Consider the following 15,696-nt stretch of genomic DNA (forward strand, 5'->3'; position numbering starts at 1 on the left):
GTAGTTTTTCCAATCCGAATACAAACACCGAAAGGCCAAATGATGTCACTCGACTCCGTTCTCGCCCATATTGACGCTGATCAGGACAAGGCACAGGACCGTCTGCTGGACCTGCTGCGCATCCAGTCGATCTCTACTGACTCCGCTTACAAGGAAGAGTGCGACAAAGCTGCGAACTGGCTGGTTAAGGATCTGGAGAGCTTGGGCTTTGACGCGTCCAAACGGCCTACACCCGGCCACCCGATGGTGATCGGCCATCAGGACGGGGACGGCATTCACGTCACATTCTACGGTCACTACGATGTGCAACCCGTTGATCCGCTTGACCTTTGGGACAATCCACCGTTTGAGCCCGCAATCGAGGACACCCCGAACAGCAAGGTGATCCGCGGTCGTGGTTCTTCGGACGACAAGGGCCAGTTGATGACCTTTCTGGAAGCCTGTCGTGCATGGAAAGCCGTGACCGGATCGCTGCCTGTAAAGGTATCGATCTTCTTTGAAGGCGAAGAGGAATCCGGTTCCCCTTCTCTGGTTCCCTTCCTGAAGGAAAACGCAGAGGAACTGAAATCAGACATCACCCTGATCTGTGATACCGGTATGGTGACGCCGAAAACCCCTTCGATCGTAACTATGTTGCGCGGGCTTGTCGGCCAGCAGGTAACAATCACCGGACCAAGCAAGGATTTGCATTCAGGTATGTTCGGCGGCCCCGCCCGCAACCCGATCCGCGTGTTGAACAAGGCACTGGCCGCCCTGCATGACGAAGACGGTGCAGTCACCCTGCCCGGTTTTTATGACGGCGTGCCCGAACTGCCCGAGCAGGTGGCCGAGCAATGGCGTAATCTGGACTGGAGCGCCGAAAGCTTTCTTGGTGACGTCGGGCTGAGCATTCCGGCAGGCGAAAAGGATCGTTCCGCGATAGAACAGATCTGGTCACGTCCTACCTGTGATGTGAATGGCATCTGGGGTGGCTATACCGGTGAAGGTTCTAAAACCGTGATCCCGTCACAGGCCCATGCAAAAGTCAGCTTCCGGCTGGTCGGCACGCAAGACCCCCATAAAATCCGTGCTGCCTTTCAGGAACATATCCGCAGCCATCTGCCCGCAGATTGCAGCGTGGATTTCATCGACTACGGCGCTGCACCGGCATCCAATATGGAAATCACCCATCCCGCCTTTGAAGCCGCCCGCACCGCCCTGTCAGACGAATGGGAAAATGACGGGGTTTACGTGGGCTGTGGCGGCTCTATCCCGATTGCAGGGCACTTCCAGAAGATATTGGGAACGGAGTCCATGCTGATCGGCTTTGGACAGGATGATGACCAGATTCACAGCCCCAACGAAAAATACGATCTGCGCTCTTTCCACAAAGGCATCCGCAGCTGGGCTAGGATACTCGATTCCCTGTCACGCAACGCCACGTAACCAAGAACAATGGCGCGCCGCGATTACGATACGCGGCGTGCCCGCCCGCCTTGCCGCCCCAAGGGACGGTCCATTTTTTGCAGCCCTTCGCGCAATACCTGCGTCATGGCGTGATCAGGGGCTTTGCCCGCATATTCATCCAGCAGCTTCTGCAACATGGCTGACATATCCGCGCCAAGCTGTGTGCCCATCGCCCAGTCCAGAAAGATGCTGCGACATTCCTCCGGCCCGATATCAAGACGGTATGCCTCATAGATCAAACCGCGGGGGTCGATATCCAGATTGCCTTTAAAAACCATGATACTGCCTCCTGTTTGCCTTTCCGGTTAGCAGCCGCTACAGGGAAAAACAATTCCAATGGCGTCACTCTGCCGCCAGAATACGCGCGATGACTGCTTCTGCATGGGAACATTGCGCCAGAATCTCTTTTTGCAGGGCCTTTGCGCTGTCAAAACCGGCAAATCCGACCACAAACCCCATTCCATCGGTGCCAAGCTGGTCCGGATCAAACCGCCCTTCAATCACTAGCCTTTGCGCTTGTTGCACGGTGCAAAGCAGGCGATGCACCTCTGCAAGAGCAGCAACCTCCGCATCCTTGGCCGCAGCAAGCTGGTCGCGGGGATCACGGGCATCGCAGCCCTCCAGAAGTGCCACCATCTGTGCAATCAATTCTATATCCAGAATACCGCCAGCAATGTCCTTTACTTCCCAAACCGAGGCGCGATTGCCCTTGGCTGCAGCCAACCGCGCACGCATGGCTGCGACGTCCTCGCGCACCAGAGCAGGCTGCCGTTCTTTGGAGATCACTGTGTCGCGCACCGCGTCCACCTTGGCGCTCTCTCCGGCAACCACACGCCCCCGCGTCAGCGCGAGATGCTCCCAGGTCCAGGCCTCGTCCCGCTGATAGGCCGCAAACCCGTTAATGGAAGTGGCCACCGGCCCCTGACGACCGCTGGGGCGCAGCCGCATATCCACCTCGTAAAGCTCCCCTTCCGCCATCGGGGAGGACAGCGCCATGATCATCGCCTGTGTCAGCCGTGCGAAATACTGGGGCGCGGACAACCCCTTGCGCCCGTCTGACATATCCCCCTCAACATCATAAAGAAGGATCAGGTCCAGATCGCTGCTTGCAGTCATCTGGCGCGATCCAAGCTTGCCCATTGCAAGAATGCTCACGGATTGCTGTTCAAACCGTCCGTAACGGCGGATGATATCCCCTTCAATCCACGGCAACAGCACCCGAAGCACAGCAGTGGCGAGGTCCGAATAGGCGCGCTCGACTTCTTCCAGTCCTGCCAGACGGCGCAACATCAGGACGCCGATCCGGAAGTGCTGCTCTTTCTGCCAGCGACGCGCCGTATTCAACGCATCCTCATAATCCGTCACACCGCTCAAAGCTGCCTCGGCGCCTTTCACATACCCTTCCGCGTCTGGCAAATCGCCAAAGAATGCACCACTCAGCACCGCATCGAAGACACCGGTGTTGCGGGCAAGATATTGCGCGAGTCCGGGCGCGGTAGAGCAGATGTCCAGCAACAGGTCGAGTATCTGGGGATTGACCTCAAACAAGGAAAACAGCTGCACCCCCGCAGGCAGCCGGCGGATAAAGGAATCCAGTTGCCGCAGGGTGAAATCGGGCCGTTTCACGCCAGCGATACGGCGCTCGATCTCGGGGCGCAGACGCTCGAATATCTGGACAGAGCGCGGCGACCGCAGAGCAGGAAGTGCTGCCCAACTGTCCATCTGTTCGCGCAGCGCAGGGTCAAGCGCAACGGTTTCTTGTGCGGTTTCTCCGTTCGACACAGGACTATAAAGCGTTTCGATCCGGTCGTGAACGCCTTGCAGACGGGCAGTCTGATCCGCCAGAAACCCTGCCACATCGCCCCAGCCGGACAGGTTTGCCACCTGCGCTAGCCCCTCCTCACTGGTGGGCATCACATGGGTCTGGGCATCCCGCAGCATCTGAATGCGGTGCTCTGTAGTACGGTGGGCACGGTAGGCGGCTGTCAGGTTCTCGGCTACCTCCTCTGGCACCCAGCCCTTGCGCGCCAGCCCGGCCAGCGCATCAAGGGTACCCGAACACCGCAACTCCGGATCGCGACCACCTGCAATCAACTGCTGTGTCTGTGCAAAAAATTCGATTTCGCGGATGCCGCCCCGACCAAGTTTCATATCATGGCCCGAAATCTCGATCGGCCCGCCCAGCCCCTTGTGTTCGCGAATCCTCAACCGCATGTCGTGGGCATCCTGAATGGCGGCAAAATCCAGATGACGCCGCCACACAAACGGGGTGATCCTTTGCAGGAACGCAGCCCCTGCTTTTATGTCTCCTGCACAGGGGCGCGCCTTGATGAAGGCGGCCCGCTCCCAAGTCCGCCCCTCGCTTTCGTAATAGCGTTCTGCCGCATCCATTGGCACACAAACCGGCGTAACAGAAGGATTTGGCCGCAACCGCAAATCGGTACGAAACACATATCCATCGGCCGTAACCTCGGACAGGATTTTCGCCAGATTCCGCGTGGCCCGCTGAAACGCCATACGCACTTCATCAATGTTTTCGTCTGAATGACGCTCGTCATCGAACAGCACGATAAGATCGATATCAGAGGAATAGTTCAGCTCGTAAGCCCCCATTTTCCCCATCGCCAGAACGACAATACCGGCACAATCTTCAATATCCTCGGGTCCGCAACCCGGTAGCTTTTTGCGGGCGATCAGAGTGGCGATCTGGGCGCGCAGCGCTGTATCGGTGGCGAAATCGGCAAAGCGGGTCAGATGTTCCGTGACCTGTTCCAGCGTCCAAACACCGCCCAGATCACAGGCCGCAAGCAGCAAAGCGATCCGCCGTTTTGCAATCCGTAGGGCCGTCCCCAAACCGGCCGCATCCTCGGGATCAACCGCGGCCAGCACCCCGTCAAAACAGGCGCTCGGCTCTTGTTTGAGTGCGGCTTCAAACCAATCCGCTTCCCGCTGCAAAAGACCACGCAAATAGCTGCTGGTGCCTGCCATTCCGGCCACCAGATCTCGGGTCCGTGCGTTTTGCCCTTCGAACCGGTTAAGCAGATCAACGGCGAGTTCGGGATTATACGGAACGGGAGCGGATTTTAGCTGTGTTTCCAAAGTCATGCTCGGACCTTGCGCGGATCGGATATAACCGTCAAGTCGCAGTTGCATCCCTTCGCAATTCGTCGCAGAAATCCGGCATGAGTAAAAGTCTGAAACGAGTGCAGCGCCGTGCAGAGGCGCTTGGCCTGAACATCACCGTAGTGGAAACTGCAATTGATACCCATACCGCAGCCCAAGCGGCGCAGTCTCAGGGCTGCGAAGTGGACCAGATCGCAAAATCCATCATCTTCCGCGGAGAGCGCAGCGGCGCTGTGATCCTGTTTCTAACGGCAGGGGGCAACCGCGTGGATACCGGTCAGGCCGCTATTGTTTCGGGCGAACCGCTTGGCAAGGCGGATGCCGCCCTGATCCGCAGCCAGACCGGATTTGCCATTGGCGGCGTCTCTCCGATCGGCCATCTGAACCCGATCAGAACCTTCATGGATCCGCGCCTGATGGACTATGATGCAATCTGGGCTGCTGCCGGAACGCCCCGCCACCTTTTCGCGATTGATCCCCGCAAGCTGCAAAAGATCACAAAGGCGGAAGTGACCTGTTTCACAGGTTAACCAATGCCTCTTTTTGGAAAAATATCCGCGGGTGAATTGCGCCGAGGCGCAAGAGGGCCGGCAGGCCCTTAGTCTGTCCGATCCAGAAACGCCAGAACCGAACGGGCCGCCCGGTCGCCGGGATCTTCTCCGCCAAGCCCGAGCGCCTGCATGGTTTGCGCACAGGCCTCTTTCTGCCCGTTGGCAACAGTCGTGTCTTTCAGCAGCGCCAACAGCGCCGGAGTGATCAGGTCCGGCGTACAGGTTTCAAATAAAAACTCTGGAATTTCGCGGGTTTGCGTAACGATATTGATAAGATTTGCTGTATCGATTTGCGCAAGTTTCTTGACCATCCGTGTCGTCAGGTAGTTCGCCTTATAGCCCACCACCATCGGGCAGCTGGCCGCAGCCAGTTCCAGTGCAACCGTTCCGGACGTAGCAAGGGCAGCATCGCTTAGAGTGAAAACCATCCGCTTGCGGTGCTCGTTCGCAGCCACGCTAAAGCCCCGCGGGTCGAGGACAAAGGGGGCGACTTCCCACCCCTCAACCATCGCCTTTACCTGATTAACTACAGCAGAGGCGGCAGGCAGGACGAATTGCACGCCTTCGACCTGCGTTGCAATTCGGCGGGCAACTTCGCCGTGAATCGGCCCCATTCGGGACAGTTCGCCCTTGCGGGAACCGGGCAACAGACAAACCACTGGTCTTTCGGGGTCGATCCCCTGCTCCTGCGCAAAAGCGGCTGTTTCGTCACCTGTCGGCTGGCGCTCTGCCACAATGGGGTGGCCGACGAAATCACAACTCATGCCGGCGACTGTCATATAGGGTGGCTCGAACGGAAGAAGTGCCAGTACATGGTCCACATGGCGGGCCATTTTTTCAGCCCGTTCCGGCCGCCATGCCCAAACGGACGGCGCGACATAATGCACGACTTTCAGGTTCGGGCGGGTTGCTTTCAGTTTCTCGGCCACCCGCAGGCAAAAATCGGGGCTGTCGATGGTGATTAACACATCCGGTTCAAACCGCTGTGCTGCCGTTACCGTCTGTTTTATCCGGCGTAGCAGTTTGGGGATACGGGGCAGTACCTCCAGCAGGCCCATGACGGACAGATCGTCCATGTCAAAAAGGCTGTCCAGCCCCTCGGCCTCCATGGCTGCGCCACCCACGCCCTGAAAGCGGATATCGGGATGCAGGCGTTTTAACCCTGCCATCAAAGCACCGCCCAGCTTGTCGCCAGAGGGTTCCCCTGCAAGAATAAACGCCCTCACGGGGTCGCTCCTCCGGTGTTTCCTGACGGGTCATCCCGCCCGACACCCACCAGAAACAGACCCAGTTCATCCGCTTTTGCTACGGTTTGCTCCAGCCCCAGAACCAGAACGCCGCCCGCTTGCACCGCCACACCGGCCAGACCAGCTTTCGCGGCGGCTTCCATCGTGGCGGGACCAATGCTCGGCAGATCGGTGCGCCAGTCCTGTCCGGGTTTGGGCAGCTTGCACAGCACCCCGCGCGCACCGTTATTATCCAGCCGGAACGCCGCACCGGTATCTGCCACAAACCGCAACATTTCGTCGGTGCCCTGAATGCTCTCTACCGCAAGGCAGATCCCCTGTGCCACCACAGCGCCCTGCCCCACATCCAGCCGGCCCGCCGCCTCGGCAATATCAAATCCCCGCCTGATGTCCGCCCAATCCGCTTTGGACAGTTTCGCGACTGTCTGAACCCCGCTTGGTGCAAGCAGCGTTGCAAGCACATCGTGGGCGCCAAGGACTTCTATACCCTCAGACTCAAAAATCGCAGTGATCGTACGCAAGGTTACATCGTCGCCCGATTTCATCGCGGGCAACAGGGTTGGGGCAAGGCGCAGGAATTTCCAGTCGAACTTCAGCGGCCGCAACTGTGGACGCTGCATCGCACCGGCGAAGGTAACAGCCCGAAAACCGCCGGTTTTCAGGGCTTTGAACATGCGGGCCGGTTTTTCAAACTCCGCCCTGATCACCGGAAGTCCAATGGTCCAGTCAGGCGAAAATCCGGCAAACAGGACCAGTACAAAATCGCGACCGGATCTTTGGCACTCTTCTGCAAGTAGCTGGGGCAAATCCCCGTCACCGGCCACAATCGCCAGTGGTTGCAGATCCGGTGCGCTGACCATGCCCTTAGTCCGCTTTTGGGGTCGTCATGTGGCGGCTGGATTCGTCGAGGATAAAGTCCGTCACATCCTGAACCAGTGCATTGGAGGCGTATTCGAGCTGCAGGCTCGCCGCCCGCTCCTTGAGCGAACCGGTGCCGTTGAACAACAAACGGAAGGCACTGCGCATTCCGTTGATGGTGTTCTTGTCATAGCCGCGCCGTTTCAGACCGACGAGGTTCAACCCTTCCAGAGTTGCCCGATCCCCGAGCACGGTTCCATAGGGGATAACATCCGCCACCACTGCAGCCAGACCGCCGATCATGGCGCCCTTGCCGATGCGACAGAACTGGTGCACGCCGGATAGTGCGCCCATCACAACATTGTCTTCGACAATACAATGTCCGCCAAGCGAAGCGTTATTCGCCAGAACCACATTGTTGCCGATGATACAGTCATGCCCAATGTGTACGCTCATCATGAACAGGCCGTCGTCGCCCACTTTTGTCAGACCGCCACCCCCTTCGGTGCCCGGATTCATCGTCACATGTTCACGGATGCGGTTGCGTTTACCGATCTCCAACTTGGTGCGTTCGCCCCCGAACTTCAGATCCTGCGGTATGTGGCCGATGCTGGCGAAAGGAAAGACGACGGTTTCATCGCCGATGTCTGTCCATCCTTCAACAACTGCATGGGATTTCAGTTCAACCCCGCGCCCGAGCGTGACTTCCGGCCCGACAACAGCAAAGGCGCCGATGTGGCAATCGGGGCCTACAATAGCACCCTCTTCGACCACCGCCATCCGGTGGACTGTAGCAGTTTCATGAACAGCCATTTTTACTGATCCTCTGGTGGAACCATCATTGCGTTGAATTCGGCTTCGGCAACAACCTTGCCATCTACCATAGCTTCGCCCGAGAAGCGCCAAAGCTTACCACGCCCGCGGATCACTTTAACGTGCAGTTCAAGTTGGTCACCGGGTGTAACCGGCTGGCGGAACTTACATTTGTCGATGGACAGGAAATAGACCAGCATATCGTTGTCGATCATATCCAGCGTCATAACCACCAGCACAGCCGCTGTCTGGGCCATTGCTTCCACAATTGTTACGCCGGGCATGATCGGACTGGACGGGAAATGCCCCTGAAAATGCGGTTCGTTATAGGTGACATTCTTGATGCCAACAGCGCTTTTGTTCAGATCCACGTCTTTCACGCGGTCGATCAGAAGAAACGGGTACCGGTGGGGGATCATCCGTTTAATTTCTTGAATATCCGCGGTTAACAACGTGTTGCCGGTCTCGCCGTCTGCCATTACTTCTTCCTTTGTTCTAGAAAACCAACCTTAGCCTGCCTCGTGCCACGGTTCCAGTGGAACCGCAGCCTCTTCGGCAGGCCAAAGACTATTCGATGGATATTTCACCCGCAGCATAGGCGGAATTCATCCGCTCTATGACAGTGTTTGTAACATCGCCGCCCTGACTCATCCAAACGACGCTTTCGTCCAGTACAAACATGACGCCCCGTTCCTGCATCAATTGTACGATGATGCTTTCGGCCTGCCGGAAAAAACGGAAACGCATGGATTCGAGTGACTTGGCCAGATCAACGGACTTCTGGTCCTGCTCCCTGCGGGTTTTCTTGACCTTGGCGTCGAATGCCTCTGCCATGGGCTTGAAATCTTGTGCGCTCATGGTCTTGCGCAACTCTGTCAGGTCCAGCTCTTCCTGCTCCAGACGCGCTGCAAGCTCTTCGTTCTCGGCGACCAGCGCAGACTGACGTTCTGCCAACATGTCCGAAAGATGCCGCCCCAGATCGCTGCGCTGGATCAGGGCTTCCCTGTTGATGCTGACAACCGGCAGAGGTTGGTCATAAAGCGGAAAATCCTGCGCCTGAGCGATGGCGCCCGACCCGCCAGCCGTCAGCAGACAGGTGGAAAGCACCGCGCCAAGACCAAACGCCCTGCCTGTCATCCGCGCCATCCTTTAGAAGCGGGTGTCGATAGTAAAGTTAAAGGACTCTGTCTTGTCGACACCTTCTACATAATCGATCGGTTTGGCAAAGTTGAACCGGAGCGGCCCGAGCGCTGTATCCCAGAACAGCGACACCCCGATAGAAGAGCGCAGTTCGAAGTCGGAAGAGGACGCCGTGGAAGTGATACCACCCGCAGTCGCGGTGGTAGTGTCCAGTCCCCACAGGCTCCCGACATCAAGAAACAGACCGCCATAGATACCATATTCTTCAGGCAGACCGATTGGGAAGCTCGCCTCGAGACGGGCCAGCGCATAGAAATTACCACCCAGCGCCGCATCATAAGAGTCGCCACTCCCGTCCAGAGTGACATCCCGTGGGCCGACCCCGTAAGCTTCAAAACCGCGCAAGGAGTTGCCGCCCAGATGGAACCGGTCGATCACACTGGTGGTGTTGCCGCCAAGACCTTTCAGATAACCGCCTTCAACTTCAGCAGAAAGAACCACTTCTTCGTTAAAGATGCTTCTATACGCTTTGGCATTAGCGACAGCCTTATAGTATTTGTTGTCTCCACCCAGTCCGGCCAGCGTCTGGTCGATGCTGAAAATAAAGCCAGCGGTCGGATCCACCGGAGAGTTCCGGCGGTCATAGGTGTAGCCTAGGCCGATTCCGAAAGAGGATTTACGCCCCTCTTCCGCCTGAATAAGCGGAGAAGAAGCCGCATCCGGTATCACTTCGTTACTGGCAAACAGCAGCGAGGTTTCCAGCGAAGAGCTTTCCCCGACAGGGAATTCAAGGCTGGGTCGAACCAGCACCTGACTGGTGTTATAGGTCAGATCATCATCGTCTGTTGTCTGGTAAGAAAGGGTCAGAGATCCGGCCAGATCACGATCAAACATCTTCGGTTCTCTGAAGGAGAAAGAGTATTCCCGTTCGTCGCTTGTGGTGCTGATCGTCAGCCCGACTTCCTGACCGCGCCCAAGGAAGTTATCCTCTGTCAGAGTAACGCTACCGCTCAAGCCGGAGTCCGTGCCGAAACCGACACCAAAGCCCAGCGATCCTGTCGCCTGCTCTTCGACATTCACATCAATAACAACCTGATCGGGCGCAGACCCCTGCCGCGTTTGCACATCTACGTTGGCAAAATAGCCAAGTGCGCGAATGCGGTCAGTGGCTTCCTGAACCTTACGGGCGTTGAAAGGATCGCCTTCAACAGTCTCGAATTCCCGCCGGATTACACGGTCCAGCGTGGTGCTGTTACCCTCAATATCGATCCGTTCCACAAAGCGCTTCTGGCCTCGGGCAAGTTCAAATTCAATGTCTAGTGTGCGGGTATCATCGTTGCGGGTCACACGCGGGCGGGCCTGCACAAAAGGCAGCCCCAGATCCGCAGAAATCACGTCCAGCCGTTCCAGCGTGGTGTTAACCAGCTCTGGATTATAGACACGTCCTTCATTGATCTTCATCGCACTGCGGTAGTTTTCGATGTTAACGTCCTGCTCCGGGCTGGACAGTGTCAGCTTGCCAAAACGGTACTGCTGACCTTCTTGCACCTGAAAATTCACGCCAAAGGAGTTCCGCTCCCGCGCAAAATCAGCAGAAGAGGAAAGCACCTGTGCGTCGATATAGCCGCGCTTCAGATAGAAGTTCCGCAGCTTTTCCTTATCGAATTCCAGCCGCTCGGGGATGAAAGTATCCTTGCGTACCAGCGTGCGGAACAGCCCCGCCTGTTTTGTTTCCAGCGCCCCGCGCAGGCGGCGGTCGGAATACTGGCGGTTTCCGGTAAAGCTGATGCGGTTGACTTCGATCACGCGGCCTTCGCGGACTTCAAACACCAAATCCACGCGGTTGTCCGAACGACGGATGATCTTGGGCTCAATTCGCGCTGCCAGTCGTCCCGCTTGCGCATAGGCATTGGTCAGTGCCTGCGTATCGGCTTCGGCCTGAGCGGGGGAATAGGCACGACGCGGGGTGGAACCAATGAGACCGATCAGGTCTTCATCCTTGAGGCGGCGGTTGCCCTCAATAGCGACAGCATTGATTGTAGGGTATTCGGCGACATCAATCACCAGACGTCCGCCTTCGGGGCGCACATCTACTGTTTCAAACAGACCGGATGAATAGAGATTCTGCACGGCCGCGTTGATTTGACCGGGGGTTACGGTCACACCGGCCGAAATACCGGCGATAGAACGGACGGTATCCGCCGCAATCCGTTGATTGCCCGACACATCCACCCGCGAGAACCGCGCAGTGGCTTGCGCGTAAGCCATTGAACTTTGCAGGGAAATAACGCTGTCCAGCGGAACTGCCGCCACACCAAGCGCCAAAGCTGCACCACCGAGTTTCAAGTTACGCTTCATGCGCAGTGACATCCGCGAAGTCTTCATACTGTCCCAAACCCCCAAGGTCTTAATCGAACCTTATAATTTTCTACACCCTTTCTAATCGAACCGTTTCCGGATTCAAAGGCGCATAATGTCGTTAAAGGTGGCGAAAATCATCAACATCAACAAGAGCGAAAGCCCAACTCCCATTGCAACCTGAAGGGCGCGATCGCTTGGCGGGCGTCTGAAGATGGCCTGATAGGCGAAAATCACCAGATGACCACCGTCAAGGATAGGGATCGGCAACAGGTTCATCAGCCCGATTGCTGTAGAAATAAAAGCAATCATAAAGACCAGCTCCAACGGCCCCTGCGAGGCACTGTCGCCGGACGCCACAGCAATCCCGACCGGACCCTGCAGGTTTTTGACCGACAGACCGCCTGTCACCAGTTCGCTGATGGTGCGCACAAAGGTTTTGGCCAGATGCCACACAGATCCGACACCCGCATCCAGCGCGCCAAGCAGTCCAACTGTTTCATAGACTGGGGCCACCGAGAGCCCTGCCCCGATACCAATCATCATCCGCTCGCCAAAGCTGCCGTCTTCTTTTTCATACGCCATGGAGCGCGGAGTAATCGCAAGGTCTACAACTTCTGAACCGCGCAGAACTTTCATGGATACTTCACGAGAGGTCATTTGCTGCACGATGGTTTGCAGTTCGAAGAAAGAGGCAATCGGCTTGCCGTCCATTTCGATCACCAGATCGTCTTTTTTCACACCGGCCTTTGCCGCAGGCGTGACCGGATTGACCGAAGACACAATAGGCAGCCATGGGAACGGCCCGCTGACTGTCAGCTCTTCGCCGTTGCGCAGCACACCGTATGTAGGAGTGCTGTTTTCATCAGCGCGATATTTGAAATCCTCAAAATCCTTCCACGCTGAAACAGGCTGGCCGTTAAAGCTCCGGATTTGATCGCCCGACTGCAAACCGATTGTTTCGCCCGGAACCGATTTCACCTCGCCGACCACCAGATCCGGTGACGGACGTCCCGATCCCATGGCAATCAGGCCGAAAATCACGATGGACAGAATAAAGTTGGCTCCCGGACCTGCGAAAACCGTCAGGGCACGCTTCCAGAGGGCTGCAGCCTCGAACGTGCGGGCGCGCAGGGCTTCGGGCATGGCGTCTATTGCGCTACGGTCAGCACCGCCGCTGGCCGCATTCGCGTCGCCAAGGAACTTTACAAATCCGCCAAAGGGCAAGGCCGCAATCTGCCAACGGGTCCCCCGTTTATCGGTCCATGTTTTTAGAACCGGACCAAACCCCATGGAAAACGCTTCGGCGTGAATGCCGCACCAGCGGCCGACGATGTAATGACCAAATTCATGGATAAAGATCACGATACTTAACACGATAATGAACGGCACCAGAAAGGTCAGCGTTCCCCCGACAAGCGGTATGTGGGACAGGAAATCGAACATGGTTTAAAACCCTTTCTGCGCGGCTTCACCCGCTCTCACACGTGCGATTGCATCTGCGTCAATCACATCTTTTATGTTTAGTGTATCACTGCCGGATACGTCTGTCTGCGCCAGTACTTGACGCACCACACGGGCCATATCCAGAAACCCGATCCTGCGATCCAGAAACAGATCAAGAGCTGCCTCTTTAGCGGCATTGAATACAGCCCCTGCCAGCCCCCCCATCTGCATGGTCTGGGTGGCGAGTTCGAGCGCGGGAAATTGTGCCGGATCAGGATGCTGGAAGCTGAGCGCGCCAAGCGCCCCGAAGTCCAGACGCTCCAGCGGCAGGTCCACACGCTCCGGCCAGTTCAGCGCAAAACCGATTGGTCCGCGCATATCTGCCGGACCAAGATGCGCCATGATCGCACCGTCAGTGAACCCGACCATCGAATGGATGATCGACTGGGGATGAATGATAACTTCGATCTGTTCGGGCGACACATCAAACAGGGCGTGGGTTTCCAGAACCTCCATTGCCTTGTTGAACATCGACGCACTGTCGATGGAAATCCGCTGCCCCATGTCCCAGTTCGGATGGGCCATCGCCTGTTCCGGTGTAGCCTTTTCCAGTGCTTTCGGGTCCGAATGCAGGAACGGTCCGCCCGAAGCGGTCAGAATGATGCGCTCCACCTCTTTGTCGGCGCCGCCGATACATTGGAAGATCGCGGAATGTTCACTGTCTACGGGCAGCAGGCAAGTGCCGTGATCTTCACAAACCCTGTTCAGCAGCGCGCCACCGCATACCAGACTTTCCTTATTGGCCAGCGCGAGCGTTTTTGAGTTGCGAGCGATGGCCAGACTGATCTCCAGACCGGCAAACCCCACAACGGACGACATCGCCCAGTCAACCGGAATGGCCGCAGCTTCCAGCAGGGCGGAACGTCCGGCAGCGGCTTTCACTGCACTCCCCGCGAGTGCCGCACGCAGATCGGGTAGCAGGTTTTCCTGCGCCACGATGGCGTATTCGGCCCGCAAGGCCTTTGCCTGTTCGGCCAGAAGAGCCACATTTGCGCCGCCGCTCAGGGCAACTACATCAAAATCGTCAGGCCTGCGGGCAATCAGATCAAGGGTATTCTGCCCGATAGATCCGGTGGCCCCAAAAACGGAAACTCGCCGCATCAAACCAGCCCCAAAGCTCCGGCACCGCCAAGGGCGAGCACCAGCCCAAGCGCACAGGACGCGCCGATGGTTCCGTCGAACCGGTCCCACAATCCGCCGTGGCCGGGAATGAGGTTGCTGGAATCCTTGATCCCTGCACGGCGTTTCATCGAAGATTCAAGAAGGTCGCCAATCTGCGCAGCTACCGCGACCAGCACCGAAAGCAGCACGATCCCGACACCGCCGAGCCCCGCGTTATAGGCCACCACCCCGACAACTGCAGCCAGAACCCAACCGCCAACCGTGCCGGACCATGTTTTCTTGGGGCTGATCCGCGGCAGGATTTTCGGCCCGCCAATCATCTTGCCCGCGAAGTAACCACCAACATCCGAAGCCACAACCACAACCAACAGCCAAAGCGTCCAGCCAATGCCAAAATCGCTGCGCAAAACCTGCAGGGTAAAACACCCCGCAGTAATCGCCGCAGCTGCCAGCAATACGGCCAGAGGGCGTCGATGCCCGAGAAATACCGCACCAACCAGCAAGACAGCCAGTACAACAGCCCAAAGCACCGGCAGGAACATCGCCGAGAGCACCAGAGCTGCCAGCAAAAGGCCGAAAACGTAGTTGATCAGCGGAGCATCTGCGTGCATCCGGCTGGTTTCCCAGCCCATTAATCCGGCTGCAATTACCAGCAGCACACCAAAGGCATCGCCCCCAACCCAGACCAGCGCCAGACCGATGAACACCAGCGCAAGCGCGGAGATGATCCGCGTGCGCAGATCCGAGAAGTCCGCACCCGTGTTCATTTCGCTACGGCCGCACCGAACCGGCGGTCCCTTGATCTGAACTGGTTCAGCGTCTTGACCAGCTCGGCCACCGTAAAGTCGGGCCATGCGGTTTCGGTAAAGACATATTCGGCGTAACAGGACTGCCACGGCAGAAAGTTGGATGTGCGGCATTCCCCTGAGGTGCGGATAATCAGATCAGGGTCCGGCAAATCGGACGTATCAAGGAAATTGCCGATCATCTGTTCGGTCACTTCAGCCGGATCAATCATGCCCATCTTGGCGGCTTTGGCGATCCGTCCCACAGCACGGGTAATTTCATCCCGCCCGCCATAGTTCAGCGCGATGGTCAGTTTCAGTCCGGTGTTGGTTTCCGTCAGCTTTTCCAGCTCGTCCATAAGGGAACGCAGCTTGCGGTCCAGCGGTTTGCGGTCCCCGATAAAGCGCACGCGCACATTGTCATCGTCAAGGGTTGCCGCCTCACCCCGGATATAGCGTTTGAACAGGTTCATCAGCCCCGTCACTTCCCGTTCGGAGCGTTTCCAGTTTTCGGTGGAAAAGGCAAAAACGGTCAGATAGCCGATGCCGTAATCAGGTGCCGCGCGCACCACCTCGCGCACGCGGTCCACCCCTTTGACATGGCCTTTAAGCCGCTCCAGCCCCCGCGCGGTTGCCCAACGCCCGTTGCCGTCCATAATTACCGCAACATGATCCGCGTGGGTCACAGGGTCTGTTTTCTGCATCATTTGCCTGCCATATCAGACCTTGCGAGCGCGCCGGCGGGGC

14 protein-coding genes are annotated in these 15,696 nt (G+C 57.4%); 2 read left to right on the plus strand and 12 right to left on the minus strand.

Annotation, left to right across the window (positions count from 1 at the left end):
- Positions 1–42 precede the first annotated feature (42 nt).
- On the plus strand, positions 43–1,425 hold the full coding sequence (locus C0U40_RS16565) for a M20/M25/M40 family metallo-hydrolase (RefSeq protein WP_101656927.1): 1,383 nt from the start codon (positions 43–45) through the stop codon (positions 1,423–1,425).
- Between the two features lie 23 nt (positions 1,426–1,448).
- Here the strand turns inward: C0U40_RS16565 and C0U40_RS16570 are convergent, their stop codons facing one another.
- Together C0U40_RS16570 and C0U40_RS16575 are read right to left on the minus strand one after the other, a co-directional pair.
- Positions 1,449–1,724 carry a hypothetical protein gene (locus tag C0U40_RS16570; RefSeq protein ID WP_101656928.1) on the minus strand — a complete coding sequence of 92 codons (276 nt, stop codon included), beginning with the start codon at positions 1,722–1,724 and terminating at the stop codon, positions 1,449–1,451.
- Positions 1,725–1,788: 64 nt separating this feature from the next.
- Positions 1,789–4,551, minus strand: a complete 2,763-nt coding sequence (locus C0U40_RS16575; protein ID WP_101656929.1) for a glutamine-synthetase adenylyltransferase — start codon at positions 4,549–4,551, stop codon at positions 1,789–1,791.
- Between the two features lie 77 nt (positions 4,552–4,628).
- Here C0U40_RS16575 and C0U40_RS16580 point away from each other — a divergent pair, with 77 nt between their 5' ends.
- A complete protein-coding gene (locus C0U40_RS16580; RefSeq protein ID WP_101656930.1) occupies positions 4,629–5,099 on the plus strand; it encodes a YbaK/EbsC family protein in 471 nt (156 codons plus the stop codon).
- A 68-nt stretch (positions 5,100–5,167) separates the two neighbouring features.
- Here the strand turns inward: C0U40_RS16580 and lpxB are convergent, their stop codons facing one another.
- The 10 genes from lpxB to C0U40_RS16630 all read right to left on the minus strand — a co-directional run bounded on the left by lpxB (position 5,168) and on the right by C0U40_RS16630 (position 15,656).
- The gene (lpxB, locus tag C0U40_RS16585) at positions 5,168–6,346 is read right to left on the minus strand and encodes a lipid-A-disaccharide synthase (RefSeq protein ID WP_101656931.1); all 1,179 of its coding nucleotides are present in this window, start codon (positions 6,344–6,346) and stop codon (positions 5,168–5,170) included.
- Positions 6,343–7,227 carry an LpxI family protein gene (locus C0U40_RS16590; protein WP_101656932.1) on the minus strand — a complete coding sequence of 295 codons (885 nt, stop codon included), beginning with the start codon at positions 7,225–7,227 and terminating at the stop codon, positions 6,343–6,345. The genes lpxB and C0U40_RS16590 overlap by 4 nt, the downstream gene beginning before the upstream one ends.
- Positions 7,228–7,231: 4 nt before the next feature.
- Positions 7,232–8,038: an acyl-ACP--UDP-N-acetylglucosamine O-acyltransferase gene (gene lpxA, locus C0U40_RS16595; RefSeq protein ID WP_101656933.1), complete on the minus strand. Its 807-nt coding sequence runs from the start codon at positions 8,036–8,038 to the stop codon at positions 7,232–7,234.
- Between the two features lie 2 nt (positions 8,039–8,040).
- Positions 8,041–8,517, minus strand: a complete 477-nt coding sequence (fabZ, locus tag C0U40_RS16600; RefSeq protein WP_101656934.1) for a 3-hydroxyacyl-ACP dehydratase FabZ — start codon at positions 8,515–8,517, stop codon at positions 8,041–8,043.
- Positions 8,518–8,605: 88 nt separating this feature from the next.
- Positions 8,606–9,175: an OmpH family outer membrane protein gene (locus tag C0U40_RS16605; RefSeq protein WP_180957733.1), complete on the minus strand. Its 570-nt coding sequence runs from the start codon at positions 9,173–9,175 to the stop codon at positions 8,606–8,608.
- Positions 9,176–9,187: 12 nt separating this feature from the next.
- Positions 9,188–11,536: an outer membrane protein assembly factor BamA gene (gene bamA, locus C0U40_RS16610; RefSeq protein ID WP_286135056.1), complete on the minus strand. Its 2,349-nt coding sequence runs from the start codon at positions 11,534–11,536 to the stop codon at positions 9,188–9,190.
- A gap of 102 nt (positions 11,537–11,638) precedes the next feature.
- Positions 11,639–12,982: an RIP metalloprotease RseP gene (rseP, locus tag C0U40_RS16615; RefSeq protein WP_101656936.1), complete on the minus strand. Its 1,344-nt coding sequence runs from the start codon at positions 12,980–12,982 to the stop codon at positions 11,639–11,641.
- Positions 12,983–12,985: 3 nt separating this feature from the next.
- On the minus strand, positions 12,986–14,143 hold the full coding sequence (dxr, locus tag C0U40_RS16620) for a 1-deoxy-D-xylulose-5-phosphate reductoisomerase (RefSeq protein ID WP_101656937.1): 1,158 nt from the start codon (positions 14,141–14,143) through the stop codon (positions 12,986–12,988).
- Positions 14,143–14,931, minus strand: a complete 789-nt coding sequence (locus C0U40_RS16625) for a phosphatidate cytidylyltransferase (RefSeq protein ID WP_101656938.1) — start codon at positions 14,929–14,931, stop codon at positions 14,143–14,145. The genes dxr and C0U40_RS16625 overlap by 1 nt, the downstream gene beginning before the upstream one ends.
- A complete protein-coding gene (locus C0U40_RS16630) occupies positions 14,928–15,656 on the minus strand; it encodes an isoprenyl transferase (protein WP_101656939.1) in 729 nt (242 codons plus the stop codon). Before C0U40_RS16630 ends, C0U40_RS16625 begins: the two co-directional genes overlap by 4 nt.
- Between the last annotated feature and the right edge of the window lie 40 nt (positions 15,657–15,696).

Origin of the sequence: Neptunicoccus cionae (genome assembly GCF_002860325.1) — a bacterium.
Taxonomy (GTDB): Bacteria; Pseudomonadota; Alphaproteobacteria; order Rhodobacterales; family Rhodobacteraceae; genus Amylibacter; species Amylibacter lutimaris.

Coding starts and splice junctions, on each gene's coding strand:
- C0U40_RS16565 (WP_101656927.1), top strand. CDS start 43: ATGTCACTCGACTCCGTTCTCGCCCATATTGACGCTGATCAGGACAAG.
- C0U40_RS16580 (WP_101656930.1), top strand. CDS start 4,629: ATGAGTAAAAGTCTGAAACGAGTGCAGCGCCGTGCAGAGGCGCTTGGC.
- bamA (WP_286135056.1), bottom strand. CDS start 11,536: ATGAAGCGTAACTTGAAACTCGGTGGTGCAGCTTTGGCGCTTGGTGTG.
- C0U40_RS16570 (WP_101656928.1), bottom strand. CDS start 1,724: ATGGTTTTTAAAGGCAATCTGGATATCGACCCCCGCGGTTTGATCTAT.
- fabZ (WP_101656934.1), bottom strand. CDS start 8,517: ATGGCAGACGGCGAGACCGGCAACACGTTGTTAACCGCGGATATTCAA.
- dxr (WP_101656937.1), bottom strand. CDS start 14,143: ATGCGGCGAGTTTCCGTTTTTGGGGCCACCGGATCTATCGGGCAGAAT.
- C0U40_RS16625 (WP_101656938.1), bottom strand. CDS start 14,931: ATGAACACGGGTGCGGACTTCTCGGATCTGCGCACGCGGATCATCTCC.
- C0U40_RS16605 (WP_180957733.1), bottom strand. CDS start 9,175: ATGACAGGCAGGGCGTTTGGTCTTGGCGCGGTGCTTTCCACCTGTCTG.
- C0U40_RS16630 (WP_101656939.1), bottom strand. CDS start 15,656: ATGATGCAGAAAACAGACCCTGTGACCCACGCGGATCATGTTGCGGTA.
- C0U40_RS16575 (WP_101656929.1), bottom strand. CDS start 4,551: ATGACTTTGGAAACACAGCTAAAATCCGCTCCCGTTCCGTATAATCCC.
- rseP (WP_101656936.1), bottom strand. CDS start 12,982: ATGTTCGATTTCCTGTCCCACATACCGCTTGTCGGGGGAACGCTGACC.
- lpxA (WP_101656933.1), bottom strand. CDS start 8,038: ATGGCTGTTCATGAAACTGCTACAGTCCACCGGATGGCGGTGGTCGAA.
- C0U40_RS16590 (WP_101656932.1), bottom strand. CDS start 7,227: ATGGTCAGCGCACCGGATCTGCAACCACTGGCGATTGTGGCCGGTGAC.